This window comes from Halobacillus sp. A5, assembly GCF_024189315.1.
In the GTDB taxonomy this organism is placed as follows: domain Bacteria; phylum Bacillota; class Bacilli; order Bacillales; family Halobacillaceae; genus Halobacillus_A.
Window position 1 is genome coordinate 901,369 of the sequence record NZ_JAIZEO010000001.1, and the last position, 25,062, is coordinate 926,430.

Annotated in this window: 25 protein-coding genes and 2 pseudogenes; 8 read left to right on the plus strand and 19 right to left on the minus strand. The window is 40.6% G+C overall.

Annotation, left to right across the window (positions count from 1 at the left end; all coding sequences use genetic code 11):
• Positions 1 to 29 precede the first annotated feature (29 nt).
• Positions 30 to 410, minus strand: coding sequence for a YlaH-like family protein (locus LF822_RS04720; RefSeq protein ID WP_253922791.1), 381 nt, complete (start codon positions 408 to 410; stop codon positions 30 to 32).
• A gap of 139 nt (positions 411 to 549) precedes the next feature.
• Here LF822_RS04720 and LF822_RS04725 point away from each other — a divergent pair, with 139 nt between their 5' ends.
• Positions 550 to 723: a DUF5325 family protein gene (locus LF822_RS04725; RefSeq protein ID WP_253922792.1), complete on the plus strand. Its 174-nt coding sequence runs from the start codon at positions 550 to 552 to the stop codon at positions 721 to 723.
• Positions 724 to 738: 15 nt separating this feature from the next.
• Here LF822_RS04725 and LF822_RS04730 read toward each other — a convergent pair whose 3' ends face one another.
• Both LF822_RS04730 and LF822_RS04735 read right to left on the minus strand, forming a co-directional pair.
• The gene (locus LF822_RS04730) at positions 739 to 1,557 is read right to left on the minus strand and encodes an inositol monophosphatase family protein (RefSeq protein WP_253922793.1); all 819 of its coding nucleotides are present in this window, start codon (positions 1,555 to 1,557) and stop codon (positions 739 to 741) included.
• A 94-nt stretch (positions 1,558 to 1,651) separates the two neighbouring features.
• Entirely contained in the window at positions 1,652 to 1,840 is a 189-nt protein-coding gene (locus LF822_RS04735; protein WP_253922794.1) for a hypothetical protein, read from the minus strand.
• Between the two features lie 179 nt (positions 1,841 to 2,019).
• Between LF822_RS04735 and LF822_RS04740 the strand changes: the two genes are divergently transcribed.
• Positions 2,020 to 2,646 carry a YktB family protein gene (locus LF822_RS04740; protein ID WP_253922795.1) on the plus strand — a complete coding sequence of 209 codons (627 nt, stop codon included), beginning with the start codon at positions 2,020 to 2,022 and terminating at the stop codon, positions 2,644 to 2,646.
• A gap of 207 nt (positions 2,647 to 2,853) precedes the next feature.
• Here the strand turns inward: LF822_RS04740 and LF822_RS04745 are convergent, their stop codons facing one another.
• Both LF822_RS04745 and LF822_RS04750 read right to left on the minus strand, forming a co-directional pair.
• A complete protein-coding gene (locus tag LF822_RS04745) occupies positions 2,854 to 3,135 on the minus strand; it encodes a UPF0223 family protein (RefSeq protein WP_253922796.1) in 282 nt (93 codons plus the stop codon).
• A gap of 16 nt (positions 3,136 to 3,151) precedes the next feature.
• Positions 3,152 to 4,111: an NAD(P)H-dependent flavin oxidoreductase gene (locus tag LF822_RS04750; RefSeq protein ID WP_253922797.1), complete on the minus strand. Its 960-nt coding sequence runs from the start codon at positions 4,109 to 4,111 to the stop codon at positions 3,152 to 3,154.
• A 136-nt stretch (positions 4,112 to 4,247) separates the two neighbouring features.
• On the opposite strand from LF822_RS04750, the gene LF822_RS04755 reads away from it, so the two are divergent.
• Positions 4,248 to 5,717, plus strand: a complete 1,470-nt coding sequence (locus LF822_RS04755; RefSeq protein ID WP_253922798.1) for an aminotransferase class I/II-fold pyridoxal phosphate-dependent enzyme — start codon at positions 4,248 to 4,250, stop codon at positions 5,715 to 5,717.
• 28 nt (positions 5,718 to 5,745) lie between these two features.
• Here LF822_RS04755 and LF822_RS04760 read toward each other — a convergent pair whose 3' ends face one another.
• On the minus strand, positions 5,746 to 5,859 hold the full coding sequence (locus tag LF822_RS04760; RefSeq protein ID WP_253922799.1) for a GapA-binding peptide SR1P: 114 nt from the start codon (positions 5,857 to 5,859) through the stop codon (positions 5,746 to 5,748).
• Between the two features lie 192 nt (positions 5,860 to 6,051).
• A complete protein-coding gene (locus LF822_RS04765) occupies positions 6,052 to 6,894 on the minus strand; it encodes a polysaccharide deacetylase family protein (protein ID WP_253922800.1) in 843 nt (280 codons plus the stop codon).
• Positions 6,895 to 7,485: 591 nt separating this feature from the next.
• Here LF822_RS04765 and LF822_RS04770 point away from each other — a divergent pair.
• Complete coding sequence (locus tag LF822_RS04770) at positions 7,486 to 9,015, plus strand: glycine betaine uptake BCCT transporter (protein ID WP_253922801.1); 1,530 nt, start codon at positions 7,486 to 7,488, stop codon at positions 9,013 to 9,015.
• On the opposite strand, the gene LF822_RS04775 is transcribed toward LF822_RS04770, so the two are convergent.
• On the minus strand, positions 8,962 to 9,276 hold the full coding sequence (locus tag LF822_RS04775) for a hypothetical protein (RefSeq protein ID WP_253922802.1): 315 nt from the start codon (positions 9,274 to 9,276) through the stop codon (positions 8,962 to 8,964). The genes LF822_RS04770 and LF822_RS04775 overlap by 54 nt on opposite strands.
• 302 nt (positions 9,277 to 9,578) lie before the next feature.
• On the opposite strand from LF822_RS04775, the gene LF822_RS04780 reads away from it, so the two are divergent.
• Positions 9,579 to 9,977, plus strand: coding sequence for a hypothetical protein (locus LF822_RS04780; RefSeq protein ID WP_253922803.1), 399 nt, complete (start codon positions 9,579 to 9,581; stop codon positions 9,975 to 9,977).
• Between the two features lie 31 nt (positions 9,978 to 10,008).
• Here LF822_RS04780 and lpdA read toward each other — a convergent pair whose 3' ends face one another.
• The 6 genes and pseudogenes from lpdA to LF822_RS04805 all read right to left on the minus strand — a co-directional run bounded on the left by lpdA (position 10,009) and on the right by LF822_RS04805 (position 15,910).
• The gene (gene lpdA / locus LF822_RS04785; protein WP_253922804.1) at positions 10,009 to 11,418 is read right to left on the minus strand and encodes a dihydrolipoyl dehydrogenase; all 1,410 of its coding nucleotides are present in this window, start codon (positions 11,416 to 11,418) and stop codon (positions 10,009 to 10,011) included.
• 3 nt (positions 11,419 to 11,421) lie between these two features.
• A pseudogene (locus tag LF822_RS04790) lies at positions 11,422 to 12,354 on the minus strand (dihydrolipoamide acetyltransferase family protein); the annotation flags it as partial.
• 228 nt (positions 12,355 to 12,582) lie between these two features.
• A pseudogene (locus LF822_RS23015) lies at positions 12,583 to 12,750 on the minus strand (biotin/lipoyl-containing protein); the annotation flags it as partial.
• Between the two features lie 28 nt (positions 12,751 to 12,778).
• Positions 12,779 to 13,756 (minus strand): alpha-ketoacid dehydrogenase subunit beta, encoded by a 978-nt coding sequence (locus LF822_RS04795; RefSeq protein ID WP_253922806.1) that lies wholly within the window; start codon positions 13,754 to 13,756, stop codon positions 12,779 to 12,781.
• A gap of 3 nt (positions 13,757 to 13,759) precedes the next feature.
• Entirely contained in the window at positions 13,760 to 14,803 is a 1,044-nt protein-coding gene (gene pdhA / locus LF822_RS04800) for a pyruvate dehydrogenase (acetyl-transferring) E1 component subunit alpha (protein ID WP_253923466.1), read from the minus strand.
• A gap of 444 nt (positions 14,804 to 15,247) precedes the next feature.
• On the minus strand, positions 15,248 to 15,910 hold the full coding sequence (locus LF822_RS04805) for a YkyA family protein (protein ID WP_253922807.1): 663 nt from the start codon (positions 15,908 to 15,910) through the stop codon (positions 15,248 to 15,250).
• Positions 15,911 to 16,091: 181 nt separating this feature from the next.
• Between LF822_RS04805 and def the strand changes: the two genes are divergently transcribed.
• Positions 16,092 to 16,646: a peptide deformylase gene (gene def, locus LF822_RS04810; RefSeq protein WP_253922808.1), complete on the plus strand. Its 555-nt coding sequence runs from the start codon at positions 16,092 to 16,094 to the stop codon at positions 16,644 to 16,646.
• 42 nt (positions 16,647 to 16,688) lie between these two features.
• Here the strand turns inward: def and LF822_RS04815 are convergent, their stop codons facing one another.
• On the minus strand, positions 16,689 to 17,462 hold the full coding sequence (locus LF822_RS04815) for a Cof-type HAD-IIB family hydrolase (RefSeq protein WP_371925827.1): 774 nt from the start codon (positions 17,460 to 17,462) through the stop codon (positions 16,689 to 16,691).
• Positions 17,463 to 17,883: 421 nt separating this feature from the next.
• Here LF822_RS04815 and LF822_RS04820 point away from each other — a divergent pair, with 421 nt between their 5' ends.
• Positions 17,884 to 18,093, plus strand: coding sequence for a DNA-dependent RNA polymerase subunit epsilon (locus LF822_RS04820; protein WP_253922809.1), 210 nt, complete (start codon positions 17,884 to 17,886; stop codon positions 18,091 to 18,093).
• A gap of 3 nt (positions 18,094 to 18,096) precedes the next feature.
• A complete protein-coding gene (gene rnjA, locus LF822_RS04825; protein ID WP_253922810.1) occupies positions 18,097 to 19,764 on the plus strand; it encodes a ribonuclease J1 in 1,668 nt (555 codons plus the stop codon).
• 91 nt (positions 19,765 to 19,855) lie between these two features.
• Here rnjA and LF822_RS04830 read toward each other — a convergent pair whose 3' ends face one another.
• The 4 genes from LF822_RS04830 to LF822_RS04845 all read right to left on the minus strand — a co-directional run bounded on the left by LF822_RS04830 (position 19,856) and on the right by LF822_RS04845 (position 24,978).
• A complete protein-coding gene (locus LF822_RS04830) occupies positions 19,856 to 21,577 on the minus strand; it encodes a pyruvate oxidase (RefSeq protein WP_253922811.1) in 1,722 nt (573 codons plus the stop codon).
• A 260-nt stretch (positions 21,578 to 21,837) separates the two neighbouring features.
• Entirely contained in the window at positions 21,838 to 22,503 is a 666-nt protein-coding gene (locus tag LF822_RS04835) for a potassium channel family protein (RefSeq protein ID WP_253922812.1), read from the minus strand.
• Positions 22,504 to 22,609: 106 nt separating this feature from the next.
• Entirely contained in the window at positions 22,610 to 23,623 is a 1,014-nt protein-coding gene (locus LF822_RS04840; RefSeq protein WP_253922813.1) for a cytochrome d ubiquinol oxidase subunit II, read from the minus strand.
• The gene (locus LF822_RS04845) at positions 23,623 to 24,978 is read right to left on the minus strand and encodes a cytochrome ubiquinol oxidase subunit I (RefSeq protein ID WP_253922814.1); all 1,356 of its coding nucleotides are present in this window, start codon (positions 24,976 to 24,978) and stop codon (positions 23,623 to 23,625) included. The genes LF822_RS04840 and LF822_RS04845 overlap by 1 nt, the downstream gene beginning before the upstream one ends.
• Positions 24,979 to 25,062 lie beyond the last annotated feature (84 nt).

A 25,062-nucleotide genomic window follows, 5' to 3' on the forward strand; every position in this document is an offset into this window, starting at 1 on the left:
TCCCCAAAGCCTTCTCGGTTTTGGGGATTTTATAATTGTTGACCTTGCTGGCGGGCACTTCGTTCTTTATGTAACCGCAGCCGGTAAATTCCTAAAATCAGTGCTGCAACAAGCAGGCTTTCGGCAACTGGTAAATTCAATCCCAGTATCAAGGTTAATAAAAATGTGCCAATAATAAGTACAGAATATACCACTATATTTTTTAATACAGGCAGTTTTCTCGCAAAACCTAGCTTAAAGGTAATAATCGCTAATGCAGCCGTCACGAGATAAAGCCACAAAAATGAACGGAAAAGCATAGACACTTCTCCCTCATCATTTAAATTTACTTCGTTCCCTAACCCGCTAAAAAACAAATCAGCGATCGGCCATAAATCAGCCGGAACTTCTAATGTCGACATATCAGTCATACAGTCCCCCCCTATCTGCACGTATTGTCCTTTTCATATCATACTAAATGTAAATCAATAATGCTACCTTATAAAATAACTACAATCGTTTTCATTACGATCAAATTCATTTATAATAAATGAGCGTAGGGGTGAAATTATGAAAAATATTAATTGGAATTCAATTGTACTGGCTTTCTTTGTCATTTTAGCATTTATCTCTGTAGGGTTTGCACTGGGGCAGGAAATATTTTGGCTGGCCTTTTTGTTTCTGGCAGCTGGATTTGGTCTTATGGGATTTGGGATCTCTAAAAAAAGACAGCAGGGAACATAAAAAAACGCTGAACAATCAGCGTTTTTTTCGTTGTTTAAGATCTACATAATTCTCAACGATCTCACTATGAATATCGGGATGACTGGCGAGCACGGTTGTTTTATTCAGCATGTCCAGCTCCTCGCCGTCTGCAGTCGTAACAATGCCTCCTGCTTCATTAACAATGATTCTGCCGGCTGCAATGTCCCACGGCATTAACGTCATCGTTAAATACCCATCTATAATCCCTTCTGCAACATAAACAAATTCTAATGCAGCGGACCCATAGGACCTCGTAGAGCGAATTCTCTTAACGAGTGCTTCGACGCCTTTGTGTTCTACATGAGGATTTTCTGGAATTAACCACGTTGTATTTAAAGCTAATATTGTTTCTTCCAGCACTTTTGTCTCGTTCATTTTCATTGGAGTTTCGTTTTTAAACGCTCCTCCACCACGGACTGCCGTGTATAAAGCTCCTCCCATTACGTCGTAAATCACACCAATTTCTCCTACACCATCTTCATAAATACCGACTGAAATAGCAAAATTACGTTTCTGGTGTACGAAATTCATCGTTCCATCAATCGGATCGACTATCCATACGATGCCGTTCAGGTCTTTGATATCATCCCCGAATCCTTCTTCACCAAACAGACGGTGTTCAGGAAATTCATTTCTTATGCTTTCCGCAAAAAACTTTTCTGTATTCTGATCCATTTCTGTTACTAAATCGTTTGGATTGGATTTTGTTTCAATTTTTCTAGGCTGATCAATTTGATCTTTAATACGCTGACCTGCCTCATATACGAATTCTTTAGCCTTTTCGAAAAGATGATCTCTCGTATTACTTTCCATAAACTAGTCCGGCTCCTTCACACATAGTATTTCTTTATCATATCAACATAATGAGGAATTAACAAAAAAAGAGCAGCCATGAGCGGTGCCCTTATTACCCAGACCATTCCATGAGCTGCTTATGAAGCTCTGATAAACGAACTTTACATCTATCAATCTGTTCCTTGTCCTCCGCTTCCATAGCGTCGTGCAATGTTACCAGTTCGTAGTCAATCTCCATGCGGATTACGGGGAGCCTTTCTTCAGCTTCTCTTTTACGCAATGCCTCCATAACGTGTTTCACTGGTCTTTCCTCCCTTTTTCAACCCTTAGTTATATATATGACCATAAGCTCCTGAAGTTTCGATAAGATTACTTATTTATAACCCATTTTCGCATTACTAAAACCTTCTAAACACATTACTTAATCCATTTTACTCGTTGTGTTAAAATTTTGTGTAGATTAAATAGGAGTTGAGATAAATGAGTAGTTTTACTGGTTTTACACAACAAGATTTTGAAGTATTTTCAATCCCCGGGTTAGAAGAACGGATGGAAGCTCTTAGAGACAATGTTTCCCCAAAACTAGAAGCCATCGCTTCAGATTTAGCTCCAGATCTTACCGCCATGACTGGAGACGAAATGTTCGTTCACGTGGCTAAGCATGCCAGAAGAACGACCAATCCCCCAAATGATACATGGGCTGCCATAGCCGCAAACAAGAGAGGATATAAGAAGCTTCCTCATTTTCAGGTTGGTATGTGGGGGACCCACGTTTTCATTTGGTTTGCAGTGATATATGAAAGTCCTATAAAGGAAGACTTCGCCAAAACACTGCTTAAGAATAAAAAACAAGTATTGTCTTCAGTTCCTGACCATTTTGTCTGGTCAATAGACCATACCAAACCAGATACTCTTCCTCATAATGAAGTAGACAGTAAAAAGCTTACACAAATGCTTGAAAGGCTCAAAGATGTTAAAAAAGCCGAGCTTCTGTGCGGCTTAACACTTAACAGAGATGACGATCGTCTTAGAGATGGCGATCAATTCATCAACTTATGCCGCTGGACATTTGAAACACTTCAGCCTCTATATCGATATACGAAATAAAAAAATCCTTTACCAGGTTCTGTTCAGGCTGTCGAGAAAATCGACAGCCTTATTTTATAGTGAGTTCCGCCATTCGACCAGGATAACGGGTTGTTTCCTAGAAACATTCTTCCGTACTATTCGAATGACTGTTGCCATTTCTTTATCTGTAGTATACAAAAAAGGCTTACAGAGAGTATTAGACCTTCTCTGCAAGCTTTAGACACTTTATGATTTACTCATTTTCACCCGCTGACCTTCCGACAAGTCTTTTGCTTTCTTAACCGTTCGGTAACCAGAATAACCTGATTCTTTTTCAAACCGGCTGAACAGCTGCTTTTCCTCACTTTTAGAGGGGACCACCTGCTTGAACCTTGTATAAGACTTGATCAAATCTTCTTTTTTAACACTAGACTCGTATGCCTGCTCAATCATGGAATAAAAATTCACAACATCTACGATTTCTTCTTTCGACCAAAATGCTTCATCGATAGGATACTGATAACCCACCGTAACACTCCCCTCATTAGTTGCTCCATTGATTACGAATAGATTCTGCTCTACTTATTATTCGATGAAAAAGTTCATTTACTGATGGAACATCATGAATTCTTCCTGCTACTTGACCGGCCCACCCGAATCCAAGTAAATCTTCTCCATCGTAAATGTACTTTTTATTCGTATGCCCACTTATATACGGCCGCAAAAATTCATAACCTGGCTGATTTTTTTCATATTTTACAATTTGTTCGGTCCACTTATTTCTTAATGCCCTTGCGGGAGAACCAAGAGAACGTTTAATTACAATTGTAGAGTTTTCATCCGCTTGTATTAAAGCTTCTTTATAGGAATGATGAGCATGAACACATTCTTTAGTGGCAATAAACCTTGTCCCCATTTCTATTCCTTCCGCCCCTAAAGCCAGAGAAGCCATTAAACCATGACCGTCGCCAATGCCGCCTGAGGCGATAACAGGGATACTGACAGCTTCAACTACCTGGGGGGTTAAAACAAAGGTGCTGACGTCCTCACGTCCTATGTGTCCCCCGCCTTCCTGTCCTACAACCATTACCGCATCAGCTCCCAGCTTTTCAGCCTTTACCGCCTGTCGTTTGGCAGCGACAAGTACAAGAGCCTTAATACCCGTTCCTTTCACCATTTCCAGAATGGGCTCTGGGTTGCCTCCTGTTATGGAAATGACCGGCACCTTTTCTTCAATAGCGGTCTCTACCATTTTACGATAGAGCCTGCCATGCTGGCCGATGGCAAAATTAACACCAAAGGGATTGGCCGTTCCCGCTCGCACTTTATGTATTTCCTCCCTCAGCTGGTCTTCATCATTCATACTCATTGCCGTAATCTGCCCAAGTCCACCGGCTTCAGACACAGCCGCAGCTAATTCACTGTATGCTAAATAAGCTAATCCTCCTTGTATAATAGGATACTTGATCTCCAGCAGATCTGTTATTCTCGTTTTCCAGTTCACTTATGATCACTCTCCTTTTATTAAAGTTTATCATGAAGTTGCTTTCTATTAAAAAGCTAGCTACTTTCCTCGAACTTTGCTATAATTCACTTGCTTTTATCCGTGAATCTTACTTATTTCAAAGAGGTGGACCAGTATGGATCAGACAACAACCCCTTTATTTACAGGGCTTAAAAATCATATAGCTAATAACCCTATTCAATTTCATATTCCCGGGCATAAAAAAGGGAAAGGGATGGATCAAGAATTCGCCTCGTTTATGGGCAGCCAATCCCTGGCAATGGATTTAATTAATATTGAACCATTAGACGACCTGCATCATCCTCACGGTTTAATAAAGGACGCTCAAGAACTGGCTGCCGATGCTTTTGGAGCTGATTATACCTTCTTCTCCGTGCAAGGTACCTCAGGAGCTATCATGACAATGGTCATGAGTGTCTGTCATCCCGGGGACAAAATTATAGTACCGAGGAATGTTCATAAATCGGTAACCTCTGCAATTATTTTTTCGGGCGCAGTTCCAATATTTGTCCATCCTGCCTTAGATGAACAGCTGGGCATCTCTCATGGAATCACCCCTGAATCTGTAAAGCATGCCTGCGAAGCCCATCCTGACGCTAAGGCAGTGCTTGTCATCAATCCGACTTACTTCGGTGTGACAGCCGATATAAATCAAATTGTTCAAATTGCACACAGTTTTACTATGCCTGTCCTGGTCGATGAGGCCCATGGCGTGCATATTCATTTTCATGACAAGCTTCCAGCTTCCGCAATGCAGGCAGGCGCAGACTTAGCAGCAACCAGTGTTCACAAGCTCGGGGGCGCACTGACTCAAAGCTCAGTATTAAATCTAAAGGATGGTCTAGTAACACATGAGCGCGTACAGACGGTACTCTCTATGTTAACAACAACGTCCACTTCCTATTTATTACTTGCCTCTTTAGATGCAGCACGCAGGCATTTAGCTGTTAATGGAAAAAAGTTGGCAGAACAGACAATCAAACTCGCAGAGTACGCAAGAGGGAACATCAATCACATTAAAGGGTTATATTGTGTGGGAGAAGAATTATTAGGTTCACCAGCTGCCTTTGATTACGACCCTACGAAACTGATTATTTCAGTTAAACAATTAGGAATAACTGGCTATGATGCAGAAGTCTGGCTAAGGAGACATTATAACATTGAAGTAGAACTATCCGACTTATACAACATTCTGTGTATCATCACTTCAGGTGATACTCTAAAAGAGGTCAATAGTTTAATCGAATCATTGAGTCAATTAGCTTCAGAATCAATTTCAGAAGTTACTTTACATGAAATACAAGTTAGTGTTCCCGATATACCTTTATTAGCTTTATCGCCTAGAGAAGCCTTCTATTCATCCACTGAAACAATTCCTTTCGCTGAATCAGAAGGCCGCATAAGTGCGGAATTTCTTATGGTTTACCCACCGGGCATACCTATATTTATACCAGGTGAAATTATTACCAAAGAAAACATTAGTTACATTAATGAGAATATTGAGGCGGGCCTCCCCGTCCAGGGTTTAGAAGATGATACATTAGAAACAATTCAGGTCATCAAAGAGCATCGTGCCTTTAAATAAAAAAAACTCTCCGGCTGGAGAGTTTTTTTTACTTTTTCGAAGGTTTATTACAAGAAGGACATTTACTGTAAAGAGTAGATACTTTTTCATTTTCAAAATGCTCAATTACCTTTTGACAACCCTGGCAGACGATCGTACCCATTTCTACATCCCATCCTTTTTTTAATTTTTGTATTCGCTTTCACTGTATGCTTATTTTAATATGTCACAATAAAAATTACAACCCTTTTAGTATAACTTTTTATAAAATGTGTCATACTATTAAGTGGTTTTCTTTAATATATGACTGACCAATAAAAAAAAGAACGGCAGTTACACCATTCTTTTTCAGCATTTATTCTTCTATTTGAATATAATCAGGGTCCAATAACTCATATCCTTTTTCTTTAAACCCATCTACTATCTCCGGCACTGCTTCTGCCGTCCATTCCCGATCGTGCATCAACAAGTTAGCCCCGGGTACTAGTAATTCAGTGTTTACCATAATATCAGCCAATGAATCAGCATCTTGATAGTCTGCTTCCCAATCATACCCATATGTCCAATTCATTAACAGCATCTCTTCATCTTCAGCAATCTGCTCAGTTAATTCCGTGTTTTGACCAAAAGGTGCCCTGAAGAATTTCGGACGCTCACCTGTTATTTCTTCGATTTCGTCATTCAAGTCTAGAATTTCTGCCTCTTGTTCCTCTTCAGAGATTTCCTGTAAAGACGCATGGGTCATCGTATGGTTTCCGATTGGAAAACCTAATTCATGTATTTCTTTTAATACCTTTCGTTTTTCTTCAGTATCAATAAAGTGACCATTTACGAAAAAAATCGCCGGAGCATTTAATTTATGCAGAGTTTGTGCGATTTCCAGCCCATATTTGTCTGGAGCATCATCAAAAGTTAACAAAACAACATCTTTTGCAGCATCGTCAATTGGTTCAAAAGACCATGCTTCATTCATTATGTATCGAGGTTCCGGCTCTTGATCTTCTTCTACTTCGTCACTTTCCTCCTCTTCTTTCTTTTGATCGGTACTTTCTTCATTATTATTCTCCTCATCTGTTTCCTCGTTCTCTTCAGTGGTATTACCTTCATCTTCTTGATTCGCATTACTTTTCTGCGCCTGCCCATCACTGCAGCTCGCTAATATTACCAAGGCCAACAATAAACTTAAAATCCTTCCCATCCAAAGATCCCCCTAATTTACTAAATATGTATATTTCTTATTATAAAGTAAATGTTCATTTTTTCACTATCATAATTAAAAATATTCGGGTATAATGTGAAATTGTGACTTATGAACCACATTACTTTCTTAATTCAAAATTGTTGACACCGGCTCAGGAAAAGATTTATCCTGTTAAATGGTCTGTAGTTGAAGGGCTTTTTTATTTTGTTCGTGCACATCCTGAAACAATTCAACAAGGTTCGACACTTCAATTGTTTCATTTCATATGAGGGTGGGTATTATAACTATTGGTACCATCATCTCACTTTTCAACCCTTATCAATGTTCAACAATATTCCTCTACATGGTTCATTTTAACCTATATTCTAAGTCCTCCTTTTGAATATAGCGCATGAATGATTAGCCGCGGCGAATAATAAATATACGCCGCGCTATTTATTAGAAACTAAGCTTCAACTTAAAAACGGGTCTTATGTACAAACTGGTGACCACAATGAAAAGTGAGATGTCAGTTCACTTGAAGGTACGGACATATCCGGGAATACATCACCACATAAGCACCCGAAAACTCAAGAAAGGATGTTTGGTATGCAACAAGTCTCGAAAGTGTTTTACATTTCTGTTGTTGCAGCTCTTCTATTTATTGTTTGGGGAATACTCCCTGACTCTATGCTGCAATCTGCGAACCTTTCTGATGTTACAACAAACGTGCAAGGGTTCATAACAGACAAATTTGGTTGGTTCTACTTACTATCAGCCACCGGATTCCTTATTTTTGCTATTTATTTAATTTTTTCTAAATACGGAAAGCTTAAATTAGGAAAAGAAGAGGACGAGCCTGAATACTCTTATATCACATGGTTCGCCATGCTGTTTAGTGCCGGAATGGGTATTGGACTTGTATTCTGGGGCACTGGAGAACCCCTCTCTCACTTCCATGCACCACCTGGTTTAGATACGGAAGGGCAGGGGCAGACAGCCGCAAGAGAAGCGATGAAGTACAGCTTCTTCCACTGGGGCTTCCATCCATGGGGGATTTACGCAGTATTAGCTCTCGCCCTGGCTTACTTTAAATTCAGAAAAGGTGCTCCAGGTGTTATCAGCGCAGCTCTTACCCCTCTGCTCGGTGAAAAAAAAGTTAAAGGGCCAATTGGAACAGCAGTAGACTTTATCGCTGTATTTGCTACAATTTTCGGTGTAGCTACTTCCCTTGGGCTGGGAGCCCTTCAAATCGCCAGTGGTTTATCCTTCTCATTTGATGGGATAGAAAATACATTTACGTTGCAGCTGATTATTATTGTAATAGTAACCATACTGTTTATGACTTCGGCTATGACGGGGCTGAACAGGGGAATTAAGTATTTAAGTAATACAAATATAGTATTAGCTTTACTGCTTATGTTCTTCCTCCTATTTGCTGGACCGACAAACTTTATTATGGATTATTTTACATCCACTTTCGGTTTATACGTTCGCGATCTGCCTTATATGAGCTTTAGGATGACCCCATTCTCAGAAGATGATACGTGGGTTGCCGATTGGACGATTTTCTACTGGGCATGGTGGATTTCCTGGGCACCATTTGTAGGTACGTTTATTGCCCGTGTTTCCAAAGGCCGTACTATTCGGGAGTTTATCTCAGGTGTACTCCTTGTACCGACAATCTTTGGTGCGCTGTGGTTTTCTGTGTTTGGAGGGACAGCAATCAACCTTGAATTCTTCGAGGGTGTAGATATTTACTCAGACGTAAGTGAATTAGGTGAACAAGTTGCTTTATTCTCCACCCTTCAGCATATCCCGCTTGGAGGCGTAATGACCATCATTGGTCTATTATTAATCAGCACATTCTTTATTACCTCTGCTGACTCTGCCACCTTTGTATTAGGGATGCAGACAACGAATGGAAGCTTAAACCCTTCTTTACAAGTTAAGTTTGTGTGGGGTATTATTCAAGCAGGAGCTGCTGCTATTCTATTATGGCAGGGCGGTTTGAATTCATTACAGACAGCAGCAATTATAGCTGCATTTCCATTTACGTTTATCATGATCCTCATGTGTATCTCCTTATTTAAGGAATTTCAGAATGAAGGAAAAAGAGTTGGGCTTAAGAAAAAATAAACTAAAAGGCTGCTCTCCAGTATGGAGGGCAGCCTTTTTCAGCTTTTCGAAAAACAGCGGTTTCATGCAATTGTTGTCCTGACGCCGGGAACCGCCGGCCCCTTGCCATTCTTTTGAATCTGCGAAGCTACACTCAACATCATATGATAAATCCATTTGTCCTGCCAATGAAATTGAATGTATGCCTGCAGTCCACAAAAAAACTGTCGAGAAACTATAAGTGTAAATATTCATTGCCTGACCAAGAGCAAAGTCTTTCAATCAGACTCCTTAATTCAATGGGGCAAGCTAGTTACTTTTAACGAAAAAATCGACCACACAGCTGCTGGCAAAGCAGTCAGGAGAGGTCACGGGGGTCGCAAACCGAATAGGCTTTCCGTTCAAGAAACTAAACTCTTAATTCCGGCTAAGTTTTTCAACAGCCTTTTTACATAGATATAATGTAAATAACAATACAGTTAAACAGGAAACAGCGCTTTTTCATTATCGTAACAATTAGATAACAACAAACAGATTCTCCAATCCCTCTGATACACTTTTAGATATAGAAGGAGTGGAACGGAATGAAACGATTTGTCATAAACATACTTATATCCTGTTTATGTATAAGCCTGTTATCCAGCTGTACGTCCAGCGGTGAAAATATCAAGGTCATCAGTGCTAAACCTTCCGGCTACGAGATAAACCTTTATACTCACCAAGATGATGAAGAACAGGCTAATGAATACATGTCCGCCCTCTTAAATTGGAAAACAAATCAAGAAGAAGAGGAATATCTTTCGTTCCAGGAGTCTACAGTCCATACGAGTGATATAGATATTACAAGTGATCAATTACCCGCATTAATCATATATAAAGATGGAAAACCTATTCAAACAGTAACAGGTAAGAATACGAGTCCGACTGACATCATAGATACCCTGGAAAATACAGTAGCTATAACAAATAACCAAAACTCCTAAGCCCACAAGGCTTAGGAGTTTATTTTATGACTTATTTTGTTATATGAATAGGCTGTCCCATCGCAACTTCAGCAGCTTCCATAGTAATCTCACCTAGAGTCGGGTGAGCATGAATGGTAAGCGCCAAGTCTTCTGCTGTCATACCTGTTTCAATAGCCAGCCCTAATTCAGCAATCATATCACTTGCGTTAGGACCTGCAACTTGAGCACCGATCACAAGACCATCATCTTTACGTGTGATGAGTTTAAGAAAACCATCACTATCGTTAAGAGAAAGGGCACGTCCGTTAGCGCCAAATGGGAACTTAGAAGCATTTATGTCATATCCGGCATCTTTAGCTTCCTGTTCCGTGTATCCCACTGAAGCCAATTCTGGATCAGAGAAAACCACTGCAGGGATACCAAGATAGTCAATCTCGGATTTTTCTCCCGCAATAACTTCAGCCGCGATTTTACCTTCATATGAGGCTTTGTGTGCAAGCGGAGGTCCATCAACGATGTCACCGATCGCATAGATGTTATCGATACTGGTACGGCACTGTTTATCAATTTTAATAACGCCTTTGTCACTAATCTCAAGGCCCAGCTCTTCCAGACCGATTTCGTCTGTATTTGGACGACGACCGACAGTAACAAGTACATAATCAGCTTCAATTGATTTTTCTTCGCCTTTTACTTCATATTTAACGGTTACACCATCATCTGTTTCTTCTACGCCTTGAGCCATAGCGTTAGTTACTATGTCTACACCTTTTTTCTTAAGACGGCGTTTAACTAATGAAGACATCTGCTTTTCAAATCCTCCGAGAATGTCTTTAGTTCCTTCAAGGATGGTTACTTCCGTATCGAAGTTTGCATAGGCTGTACCTAACTCAGTACCAATGTACCCTCCGCCGATGACAACCATTTTCTTTGGAACTTCAGTCAATGCCAGAGCACCTGTGGAATCGATGACACGGTCTGAAAATTTGAAAGATGGAATCTCAATAGGACGAGAACCCGTCGCAATAATGCAGTTGTTAAACGTGTAAGTTTGTGAGTTCTTGTCATCCATAACACGTACTGTGTTTTTGTCTACAAAGTAAACTTCACCTTTTACGATATCTACTTTGTTTCCTTTTAACAGGCCTTCTACACCGCCTGTAAGCTTGTCAACTACCCCGCTTTTCCATTCCTGGACTTTAGAGAAATCAACAGTTGTATTTTCAGATTTGATGCCCATGTCATCTGCGCCTTTAGCATGTTCAAAGCGGTGACCAGCTTGAATAAGTGCCTTTGAAGGTACACAGCCGACATTTAAGCAAACGCCTCCAAGGTTACCTTTATCAACGATCGTAACCTTTTGACCTGTTTGAGCAGCACGGATGGCAGCTACATAGCCTCCAGGTCCTGCTCCTACTACTAATGTGTCTAACTCAATTGGGAAATCTCCTACTACCATACTTTACGCCTCCATCATAATAAGTTGTGGATCGTTCAGTAAACGCTTGATGTTATTCATTGCATGTTGAGCTGTCGCACCGTCAATCATACGGTGGTCAAAGCTTAAGGAAATTGCAAGTACTGGAGCTACAACAATCTCACCATCGCGAACAACTGGTTTCTCTGCAATACGTCCGATTCCAAGAATAGCTACTTCAGGGTGATTAATTACAGGTGTAAACCATTGACCGCCTGCAGAACCAATATTGGTGATCGTTGTAGATGCACCTTTCATTTCGTCTGATCCCAGCTTACCATCTCTAGCTTTCACAGCCAATTCATTTACTTCACTAGAGATAGAGAAGATTGACTTACGGTCAGCATCTTTAACTACAGGTACAAGAAGTCCCTTGTCCGTGTCAGCTGCAATACCAATATTATAATAGTGTTTCTGAATAATTTCATCCGTATTGTCATCTAGAGAAGTATTTAGGACTGGATACTTCTTAAGTGTTGAAACGAGTGCTTTAACAACATAAGGAAGATAAGTTAGTTTAATATCCTGCTCTGCTGCTACTGCTTTAAATTTCTTACGGTGGGAGACTAATTCAGTAACGTCTACTTCATCCATAAGCGTAACGTGAGGAGCAGTATGCTTGGAATTAACCATCGCTTTAGCGATTGCCTTACGAATTCCACTCATCTTCTCACGAGTTTCAGGATAAGCTTCGCCTGCTGCAGGTGCTTGCTGCTCACCAGTTTCAGCTGATGCTGATTCTTGTTTGTCTTCAGAAGCTTCTTCTTTAGTAGCAGATGTCTGCTCTCCGCTTAGGAAACTGTCGACATCCTCTTTAAGTACACGGCTATTCTTACCGGATCCTTGTACTTTACGAATGTCTACATCGTTATCGCGTGCATATTTCCTTACAGAAGGCATCGCAATCACACGCTTGTCATCATCAGCGTCTTCATCCTCCGCTTCAGCTGCAGGCTGTTCTTCCTTCTTATCATCCGCTTCTTCTTTAGGGGCTTCTTCTTTTTCTTCTTTTTCTTCTTTTTCTTCTTTAGGCTCTTCTTTTTGTTCCTCTTGAGATTCATCAGCTGAATCTTCAGAACCATCGTCGATCGTAATGATCACTGTACCTACAGTTGTTGTTTCACCTTCATCTACGTGAATTTCCTTAACAGTTCCATCAACCTGGGAAGGGATTTCTACAACAGCTTTGTCATTTTGTACTTCACATAGGACATCGTCTTCTTTTACTTCATCGCCCGGTTTAACAAACCATTTAGCGATTTCACCTTCATGGATACCCTCACCAATGTCAGGTAATTTAAATTCAAACGCCACAGGTATTACCTCCTATTATTAGAGATGATTAAAAATTAACTACTTTATTTACTTTTTCTACGATATCGTTGTGGTTTGGAAGCCAAACTTCTTCAGCTTGAGTGAACGCATAAACAGTATCAGGGGCGGTCACTCTAAGGACTGGTGCTTCTAAATGTAAGATAGCTTTTTCTTGAATTTCAGAAACAATATTTGAAGCGATTCCGGCTTGTTTCTGTGCTTCCTGAACTACTACGGCACGGTTAGTTTTCTCTACAGAAGCTAAAACTGTTTCATAGTCGACTGGAGACACTGTACGAAGGTCGATCACTTCAGCACTAACACCGTCTTTTTCTAACTCTTCCGCAGCTTTAAGGCATGAGTGAACCATAGCACCATACGCAACAAGGGTCACATCAGTACCTTCGCGTTTGATTTCTGCTTTTCCAAGTTCAATCGTGTATTCTTCCTCAGGCACCTCTTCACGGAAGGAACGGTAAAGCTTCATGTGTTCCAGGAAGATAACCGGGTCGTTGTCGCGGATGGACTGAATAAGAAGTCCTTTTGCGTCATAAGGATTTGAAGGAATAACTACTTTAAGTCCAGGCTGTTGAGCCATCAAGCCTTCAAGACTGTCTGCATGGAGTTCAGGTGTGTGTACACCACCGCCAAAAGGAGAACGAACAGTAATTGGCATTGGACGAGTGTTCCCTGAACGGTAGCGGTAACGTGCCATCTGTCCGCTGATCGCATCCATAGTTTCATATACGAAACCAAAGAATTGAATTTCAGGTACCGGGCGGAACCCTGTTAATGCCAGTCCTATTGATATACCGCCAATTCCGGATTCAGCTAACGGTGTATCAAATACTCGTTCTTCGCCGAATTCATCTTGAAGACCTTCAGTCGCACGGAATACGCCGCCGTTTTGACCAACATCTTCACCGAAAACAAGCACGTTTTCATCATTTTTTAGTTCTGTGCGCATCGCATCAGTGATGGCTTGAATCATTGTCATTTGTGCCATGATCTACTTCGACTCCTTTTCCTTGTATTCTTCATACTGTTCTTTCAAGTTTGAAGGAAGCTCTTCGTACATATTATCCATAAGGTCAGTTACCTTTTGTTTAGGTGTATTATCCGCTTCTTTAATAGCTGCTTTAACTTCTTCTTTCGCTTGTTCGATTACTTTATTTTCTTCTTCTTCAGACCACAGATCCTTAGCTTCAAGGAATTTACGGAAGCGTACAATTGGATCCTTCTCTTCCCAGTCAGTGTCCATATCCTCTGTACGATAACGTGTTGGATCGTCTCCGGCCATCGTATGTGGTCCATAACGGTAAGTCATTGTCTCAATCAATGTAGGACCTTCACCATCTACTGCACGCTGGCGGGCCTCTTTAGTAGCAGCGTATACAGCAAGAACATCCATGCCGTCTACCTGGATCCCCTCGATACCAGCAGCAACAGCTTTCTGTGCGATAGTTTGGGCAGCTGACTGCTTATCAACTGGTACAGAAATTGCGAATTGGTTGTTTTGCACAACGAATACCGCCTGGGCACCAAAAGCACCTGCAAAGTTAATTCCTTCGTAGAAATCCCCTTGAGAAGCACCGCCGTCACCTGTATAAGTAATTGCAATTGCATCTTCTTTGCGTCTCTTAAATCCAAGACCAACACCAGCAGCCTGTGTAATTTGAGCTCCGATAATAATTTGCGGGCTGACTGCGTTTACTCCTTCAGGCATTTGATTTCCTTTGAAATGTCCGCGTGAGAATAAAAATGCTTGATACAAAGGAAGCCCTTGCCAGATTAATTGAGGCACGTCGCGGTAACCAGGAAGGATAAAGTCTTCCTGCTTCAAAGCAAATTGACTCCCCAGCTGTGAAGCTTCCTGTCCAGCTGTAGGAGCATAGAACCCTAGACGTCCTTGTCTGTTAAGTGCAATTGAACGCTGGTCTAGAATTCTTGTATAAACCATACGCTTCATAATTTCTTTTAAATCTTCGTCGGATAGATCAGGCATAGCGTCTTCATTAACGACTTCGCCTTTTTCATTAAGGATTTGAAACATTTCAAACTGATTTTCGATGTTCTCGAGAACTCGTTTCAAAGTGATCCACCTCTTCCTTTCTATTTTTAAAATTTGGATGCTGAATTTAGCGTTCCCAAAAAAGTAAAAAACCTGTACCGATTTCCTCTTAAGGTTTTACCCGTAACCAAACTTTATTAATCCTAGCAGGTTTTCGAGTGTAACTGTTACAATTTCAGTAAATTGTTAATTGGTACAATGTAATTTCCTACTGTAGTTTAGCTCAATCTTTCCCAGCCGTCAATAACTCGGTAATTAAATAATCACAAAGACAACTAAGAGAGATTACTGCTCAAAGGCACCTATGATTCAATCGATCATCGCGACACTGTACTACTCATATTTTTGACCTGTATTAATTTTACGTTTTTTTAAATGAAGATGCAAATAAAAAAACCAGCTGTTCTCAAGCAGCTGGTTTTACTATTACTCAGCATCCTCATAATTCACATCGAGGTCGGCTGCATCATAGAATTCTTTTTTCCCATCATTATATTCTGTTGTATATTCATTAAAAACTTCATTGGCTTCAATTACTTCATTATAACTTTCATTAATCTCATCTACTTTTCCTTGAAGTTCATCTTTAGTTAAATCCTCTTCCTGCATCATTTCATAAAGCTCACTATCTAAATCTAATGCCCTCTGGTAAGCCTCATATAATGTCTGATAAGAGTCGTGACGGTTGTTCATAACATCGACTAACTCATCAGCCTGCTCCTTTGCTTCTTCCTCTTCTAAATCGCTGATAAGAGATTCCACTTCATCAAATTCTTCCTTAGCTTCATCGATGCTTTCCTTCTCAGTATCAATCCGCTCTTTTCGTTCTTCTACTATAGAAGCCGCTTCAGAAGACAACTCTTGTATATCTTCCATTTCTTCTGAATCCATCTCTATAATTTGATTATAGATCTCTTCCTCTTCCTGCTCTAACTCCTGAAGCGGATCCTGCTGTTGTCTGAATTCTTCTTCTAAGCTTACCGCTTCTTCCATGTGCTCATACATTTGTTCCTCAGGTGACTGACTGGAGCAGCCGGTCATAATAAAAATTGCAGCCCCAAACAGCGTGAAGGTCTTTAAATAACGCACGTGTCTCCCCCTCATGATCGTATATTGCTATGTATTTTCTAAATCGTACCATCAATATTATAATAAAAAGGGTCAAATTGAAAGGATTGGAAGTATTATTTAAATAATAAATATGTGAGTCAAATGTTTATTCTTCTATGTTAAACTAATTTGGAATGTGTCTACAGAAAGGATGTCGAAAATGATCACGATGGAAGATATTGTCCGGGAAGGTCATCCCGCTTTAAGAAAAGTTACCGAAGAAGTAGCTTTGCCTGCTTCTGATGAAGATAAAGCTACACTGGAAGAGATGCTGAAGTACTTAAAAAACAGCCAGGATGAGCAAGTTTGTGAAAGGTACGGTCTCCGCCCTGGAGTTGGTCTTGCTGCGCCGCAGATAAATGTGAATAAACGCATGATGGCTGTACATTTTTATGATTTAAACGACAAACTGTTCAGCTACGGTTTATTCAACCCAAGAATCGCCAGTCATTCAGTAGAGCGCACGTACCTGTCTACAGGAGAAGGATGTCTTTCGGTTGACCGGGAAGTACCTGGATATGTACCAAGGTACCGCCGAATCACGATTAAAGGAACGGACCTAGAAGGTAATGAAGTAAAGCTTAGACTTAAGGACTTTGCAGCCATTGTCTTTCAGCATGAGATTGATCATTTAAATGGTATAATGTTTTACGATCATATTGATGACGACAACCCTTTTAAAGAGCCTGATGGTGCCATAGCTGTTGACCGCTGATAAAGAAAAGCCTGTTCGAGTAGGAACAGGCTTTTCTTTCAATTACAAGAGCTTTAATTCATAGATCGCTTTTACGAGTCCGCCATCTGCTACATCATCAGTAACGTAATCACTCACCTGCTTCGTAGCATCTACTGCATTTCCCATAGCAACACCGGTTCCTACATCACGTATCATCTCAATGTCATTTAAACCATCTCCAAAAGCATAGGTGTCTTCAATTTTCAGACCGGCAGCATTTATCAGCTGAGTAATACCTTGAGCTTTTGAACCCCCGCCAGGCAGTACATCACAAGAGTATTCATGCCAGCGAATATAATCGAAATGTTGATGATAATCTCTATAATGATCGATTTCATTTCCCTTACAGAAAATTAATGACTGGTATAATTCATTATTTTTATAAAACTCTTCATCGACAGGTGGATATTTAAAATGAAGAGAGCTTAAGCTTTCATCAATGCTCGGTTGATTAGGCTCCGAGGCCCTCATTCCTTTGTGATTCATAAATACCATCGGATGCCCATGAGATTGAGCATCTAAATATAGATTTTCTAACTGTTCATGGGGCAGCGGGTTTGTATAAACAGTCTGCCCTTCAAAAACGACATATTGTCCGTTAAAGCTTACAAAGGAATCGATTCCAAGCGTATCTCTTATTTGTTCAAACATAAAAGGAGCACGCCCTGTAGCAATTGCACAGTAAACCCCATTATTTTGAAGCTCTTTAACAGCTTGAATCGTCTCGGCAGGAAGCTCTTTATCATGATTCAGCAATGTACCGTCAATATCAAAAAAAGCAATCTTTCTCATCATCTAATCCCCTCCAAAAGTTCCAATAACATATATTACACACTGGCTATACTTTAGCATGAGCGGATATATTTGAGAAGTTTTACGAAAGATAAAAACAAATTGATCATGCCTAAATGTTTCTTTCTATAGCAATCCGTATTATACTATAGGTAACAGGGATTGGGCGGTTTAACGTTTTTAGTGTCTTTCTTCATCGGTGAAAGGAGATGGATGCACATGATGAAGCGTCTAAGAAGAAAGCTTCGGAAACGTTGGAAAAAGATCATGGAACGTAAGAGCTATGCTTAAATTTTTACGTCATATAGCGGAATATGACTAATTTTCACCAGAAGTGTTTGTCTACGATTACATTTAATAATTCGTGCTATCATTAAATTTAGAACTCAAATGGAAATTATATCTAGTTAGGAGAGATTAAGGAATGATTTACAAAGTTTTGTATCAGGAGCTTTCTCAGGAAGTTCCTGTTCGCGAACGTACATCAGCGATGTATGTAGAAGCGGGCTCAGAGAGAGAAGTACGTGAGAAGTTATTTGAAAAGAAATTGAATATTGAATATATCCAGGTGTTAAATGAGGAACATTTGGAATATGAGAAACAAAATGAAGATTTCAAAGTGGAGAATGTATAACGTATGAAGTTTGTAAAGAATGATCAGACTGCCGTGTTCGCTCTTGGCGGACTAGGTGAAATCGGTAAAAACACATACGCTGTGCAATTCCAAGACGAAATCATCCTCATTGATGCAGGAATTAAATTTCCTGAAGACGAATTACTGGGAATTGATTATGTTATCCCGGATTACACTTACCTCATTCAAAATGAAGACAAAATAAAAGGCCTGTTTATTACGCACGGTCACGAAGACCATATTGGAGGTATTCCTTACCTGCTGCGTGAAGTTAATATTCCCATCTATGCCGGGAAATTAGCTGCAGGTTTACTTCGCAACAAGCTGGACGAGCACGGTCTGCTTAGAAGCACTAAAATGCATACTATTCAGGAAGACGATGTAATTAAATTCCGCAAAACATCAGTTTCTTTCTTCCGTACGACGCATAGTATCCCTGATTCTTATGGTGTCGTAGTGAAAACTCCTCCTGGTAATGTTGTACACACTGGAGATTTCAAATTCGACTTCACCCCTGTTGGAGAACCAGCAAACCTTGCACGTATGGCTGAACTTGGTAAAGAAGGTGTGCTTGCACTATTGTCTGATAGCACGAATAGTGAAGTCCCTGGATTTACGAAGTCCGAAAAAGTCGTAAGCCAGAGTATTGAAGATATTTTCACCCGCGTGGAAGGAAGATTAATATTCGCAACTTTCGCATCGAATATTTACCGCCTGCAGCAAGTAATAGAATCGGCGGTGAAGTATAATCGTAAAGTTGCCGTGTTTGGCAGAAGTATGGAGAATTCTGTTCGAATCGGGCAGGAATTGGGATACATTCAAGCCCCTAAAGATACGTTTATTGAAGCCAATCAGATTAATCGTTTTCCTGCTCATGAAGTAACTATCCTGTGTACAGGATCACAAGGTGAGCCTATGGCTGCATTATCAAGAATTGCAAATGGTACACACCGGCAAATTCAAATTCAGCCTAAAGATACTGTCGTGTTTTCCTCTTCCCCAATCCCTGGTAACACGATCAGTGTCAGCCGAACAATTAACAAGCTGTACCGCGCCGGAGCAGATGTTATTCATGGACCGCTGAACGATATTCATACATCCGGTCACGGAAGTCAAGAAGAAATGAAGCTTATGCTTCGTCTCATTCAGCCTAAATATTTCATGCCAATTCATGGTGAATACCGCATGTTAAAAGAGCACGTGAAGCTAAGTGAAGATTGCGGACTCGACCCTGAGAACTGCTTTGTGATGGATAATGGTGATGTTCTTGCACTAGGTAAAGATGAAGCCATGATCGCAGGCAAAGTCCCTTCAGGCTCCGTTTATGTTGACGGAAGCGGAATTGGCGACATTGGAAATATCGTGTTAAGAGACCGCCGCATCCTCTCTGAAGAGGGTCTCGTAATAGTTGTAGTCAGCATCAATATGAAGGAATTCAAAATCGCTTCCGGACCTGATATTATATCTCGTGGTTTCGTATATATGAGAGAATCAGAAGATCTTATAAAAGAAGCCCAGAAGCTGGTCAGCACACATGTTGATAAAGTAATGCAGCGTAAGACTACACAGTGGTCGGAAATTAAAAACGAAATAACAGACACAATTGCACCATTTCTATTCGAGAAAACGAAACGCCGCCCAATGATTCTTCCGATTATAATGGAAGTATAATTCAAAGGAAAAAGCACTCCGCTAAATAATGCGGAGTGCTTTTCTATTATTCAGTATGCGTCAAATCAGAACCTCTTTTGGAAAGAGTCATTTAATATAAACGCTTGACCGCTTCTTTCATATCAGGGAGATCCAAATCCCCTGATTCAAAAAAGTTTTTAATAATATATTTAGAAAAATTGGCAGCTGACTGATAATCAATATGACCAGGTAAAGGGGCTTGATCTTCAATGACGACATCAATAATTGCAGGTTTTTTCGATAGAAAAGCCTGCTTCATTTTTGTAGATAAATCTTCATAAGTTTCTATTCGATAACCTTCTCCCCCACACGCTTCTGCGAATTTGGCAAAATCCACATCTCCCAGATCTGTCTGATAATTAAGATGTCCCAACTGTTCCTGCTCATATTTAATCATCGCTATTTTGCTGTTATTTAAGACCACCATCTTAATTGGAAGCTGCTGCTGTACCGCAGTTGCGAAATCATGCATCACCATTGAAAAACCACCGTCACCGCTGATCCCCACTACTTGACGCTCAGGATAAGCCTTCTGAGCTGCAAGTGCGCCGGGCAGTCCGCTTCCCATGGTTGCTAACCACCCTGATATAAGGAAACGTTGATCAATTAATGGCAGATAACGTGATACCCATACTGTCACATTCCCTACGTCCGCTGATATGACTGCATTAGGCTTCATCACCTCTTCAAGGTGATACATCACTTGAGGTGCATGCAGCGGCTCTTTTGAAGAACGTTTGTCTTCCTGAAGTGAAACACTCCACTTTTTCATTTTTTCTTGGTATTTCTCAAGATAAGAGGCGTCCTCGTTTTCAGGTATGATGGAAGTTAACTTGTCAAGGGTTTCTTTAGCATCCCCCGCCAACCCTACTGTGATAGGGTAATATTTCCCTAAGTGCTCTGGTTTATTATCAATTTGAACAGCATTCACTTCATCAGGCAGAAAGTCACGATAAGGAAACTGCGTGCCGACCAAAATAAGGAGGTCACATTCTTTCATAGCATGGTAGGCGGGTTTTGTACCCAGCTGACCATGCTGTCCGAGACAATAAGGATGATGATCGGGTATAACCCCTTTCCCCAGTAAACTTAATATAATCGGGGACTTTATTTTTTCAGCAAAATTAATTAATTCAGTTTTTGCTTCTGAGGCTCCCTTCCCCGCTAGAATTAAAGGTTTATTTGCATTTTGGATCAGTGTTTTTGCTTCATCCAGATGACGGGGCTGAGGACTGATTTCAGGACGATAGTAGCTTTTAGAAGTCAGCTTCACGTCGTAGGAATGCTTTTTTGCAAACAGGTCATCAGGTACAACCAGAACTGCTACACCTTTATGAGTATAGGCTTCTCTAATGGCCTGGTTTAATAGATCTGGCAGCTGCTTTTCAGTCTGAGCCCTTTTATTAAACACGGCAACATCGTCAAACATTTTTTCTAAATTTATTTCCTGAAAAGCACCGGTCCCTACTTCCTCACTATTCACCTGACCTACAATCGCTAAGACGGGAGCCTTATCCGCTTTGGCGTCATACAATCCATTGAGAAGATGTATTCCCCCGGGACCCGCAATAGACATACATACCCCCAGTTCACCGGTTAATTTGGCATAAGAAGAGGCAGCCAGAGCTCCAGTCTCTTCGTGTCTTACTTGAACGAATTCAATCTCTTCCTGCCTTTTCCTCAAGTCTTCAATTAATTCATTTATTGAATCTCCTGGTAATCCGTATACATGCCGGACACCCCAATTAACTAATAGATCTACTAGAATTTGTCCTGTTCTTTGTTCTGCCAAGAGAAACCCTTCCCTTCAGTAAAAAGCTTTACCTCCCTGGTTTTCCCTTAATCAGTAAATTTAAACGAAAAGCTAAAGTAAACGCTGCTGGTCATTTTAAAGGTGGATCAATAATAAAACAGTTAGTTGAAAACTCGATTCTTCCGCTGCAGAGGAAGATGAAGGATGACCGGGGTAACGGTTAGCTTTACGGAGTCGGGAACTTATTATCGAAACAACCCAAACAGAGACAAATAAAAAAGGCCTTATTTATAAGACCTTTAATCTTCTACCACTAAGTTTTTCTCAAATCGGCTGATGTCATTATCCCCGCCGATCACAATTAATATGTCATTTTCATGGATTTCTTCGGTTGCCATAGGAGAAACTATAACTTCTTTTTTCCTTTTTATAGCTACAACGTTACATCCATATTCTGCACGGATATCTAAGTCCACTAATGTGCGGCCGCTCATTTTACTTCCAGCTTTCACCTCTACCACGCTATGGTCATCTGACAACTCAATATAATCTAATATATTATTTGAAATAATGTTATGTGCGATTCGTTTCCCCATATCTCTTTCAGGGTGAACGACGTGGTCTGCGCCAATTTTGCTTAATATCTTCTCATGATAATCGTTTTGCGCTTTAACGGTTATTGTCTTTATCCCTAATTCTTTCAACATCAATGTCGTTAACATACTTGCTTGAATATTGTCACCTATAGCTACAATCACGTGGTCGATGTTGCGTATGCCCAATTCCCGCAGCACATTCTCATCTGTAGAATCTGCAATAACTGCGTGGGCAGCAATATCCCTGTATTCATTTACTTTATCTTCGTCCAGATCGATAGCCAGTACTTCCATTCCTTCCCGGCTTAACTCACGGCAGATGCTGCCGCCAAAGCGCCCCAAACCGATTACAGCAAATTCTCTTTTCATAAAGACCGTCCTCCAAGTTCATTCAAATCTAAAATCATTTTATCACAGTTCGTTTTACAAAGGGAATCCACTTAATAAAAATAGAGGCAGCCTCACGGGGCTCCCTCTATTTGTTCCCTTTTACATAGTCAGCGTCAAATAAAAACAATCTCATCAAGAGATATAACGAAGGTAACAGCAGGCATAGTCCGGCGATAAACACAACGATTAATGTTATGCCCATCGTTTCGTGAGTAGCTCCACTAGTGATCGTAATATATGGCTGAAGAATATATGGGAGATGTGACGCGCCGTACCCAAAGAATGCAAAGAGAAACTGAAACATCACCGCAATAAATGCCCATCCATAAAACTTTTGATTGTATACGAGCAATACTGCCGTCATGAAAAACGCAACTGAAATACCAAACATCCACCAAAGACCAATTGCTTTTTGATAGTGTTCAGGATTGTGCTGGCTTAATGCTATAAAGGACGTTAAGCTGGCAACAATGGTAGGAGAACTCCAAAATAAAGCATACTTTCGAACGAGTTCTAAAGCGGGCTGGTCATTTGCTCTGGCTGCATAAAACGTTAAAAACATCGCGCTTATATATAATACGGAAACGATAGCCAGAAACACAACGCTCCAGGAGTAAGGGCTTGTTAAGAGTTCGCCAAAAAGGAGGTGCACCCCATTCGCTGTTTCTTCTATAAATCCTCCCTCAGAAATAGTTAATGTCGTTGATAAAGAGGCTGGGATGAGCAGCCCTGTAGCTCCGTAAAGAAACATATACAAGTGATTGTCTTTTGATCCATAATTCTCAAATGCATAAAACGAACCACGAATAGCGAGCAGGACAATGGCGATACTGCCCGGGATCAATAGAGCCTGACCGTAATAAAAAGCAGAATCCGGAAAGAAACCAACAATACCTACGAAAAAGAATACGAAGAAAACATTCGTTACCTCCCAAACTGGGGAGAGGTATCTTGCAATTAATTTGTTCATAATATGATCCTTCTTCGTAAGCTTTGCATAATAAGCGAAAAATCCAGCCCCAAAATCTACAGAAGCTACGATTAAATAGCCATATAGAAAGATCCAGAGTACAGTAATGCCAATATATTCATAGCCCATTATTGATCCTCCTTCGCAGCAGCAGCTTCACGGTACCTAGCTTCGAATTCTGCTTCAGCCGGGTGGTCTTTAAACATTTTACGTAAAACAGTTACACATCCGACCCCAAGTACAGTGTACAAAGCAGTAAATAATATAAACATTAACCCTACGTGATCTGAAGTCGTTGCTCCTTCAGCCACCGTCATAATCCCCCTCAGGATCCAAGGCTGGCGTCCTTCTTCTGCATAGATCCATCCAAATTCTATCGCCAGCATTGATAAAGGACCGCACGAGGCTATCAACCACAATAATATATTATTTTGTTCATTCCACTTTTTCACCTTCCATAGCAATAGAAACAGAGCTGAAACCCCTAAAGTGTACATCCCTATAGACACCATTAAATCAAACATATAGTGAATCCATAATGGCGGCTGTTCTTCCTCAGGTGTTTCATTTAACCCTTCGACCTCCGCATTAAAATCACCGTGCGCTAAAAAACTTAGTGCATTAGGAATACGAATAGCATTTTGCGTTTCTCCATCTTCCCCTAAGGAACCAAACAGGACAAGATCGGCTCCGCTTTCGGTTTCAAAATGCCACTCCCCGGCTGCTAGTTTTTCAGGTTGATTTTCAGCTAGAAATTTAGCAGATAAATCTCCTGCAGCTGCCGTTAGTATTGCAAATATAAAAGTAGCGGTAACTGTAAGTTTCAAAGCCTTCAAGTGGTAGGCGGATCCTTTTCTCTTAATAAGCATAATCGCAGCAATTGCGGCTAATATCGCTGCTGACGTCAAATATGATGAAGCCACTACATGAAATACTTTTGTAGGCGTAGCTGGATTAAACATAGCTGCTAACGGACTAATATCCGTAACCGTGTTCCCTTCCAGCTCAAACCCTTGAGGTGTATTCATAAATGAGTTAACAGTCGTAATAAAGAAAGCGGATAACGTCGATCCTATTATGACAGGTATAGATAAGAGCCAATGGTAGATCGGGTTTTTAAACCGATCCCACGTATACAGATAAATTCCAAGAAAGATGGCTTCAAAGAAAAAAGCAAAGACTTCCATAAATAAAGGAAGACTGATGACATTACCTGCAATCTGCATAAAATTAGGCCAGAGCAAAGAAAGCTGCAGTCCGATTGCTGTACCGGTCACAACACCGACTGCAATGGTCACTGTCATTCCCCGTGTCCACCGCCTGGCGAGCAGTTGCAGATGCCGGTCTTTTTTCTTAATTCCAAGAAGCTCGGCAATTGATATCATCACAGGTATACCAACCCCGACGGTTGCAAATATAACATGAAACGTTAATGTTAAAGTTGTAAGAAGGCGGCTCATTGTTACGCTGTCTTCAAAAAACATTATAGTACCCCCTTGAACGACTTAGAAAAATTTTGATCTTCATTTATTATAAAACCTTGCACTCTGTCAGCGGTAAATAACTCA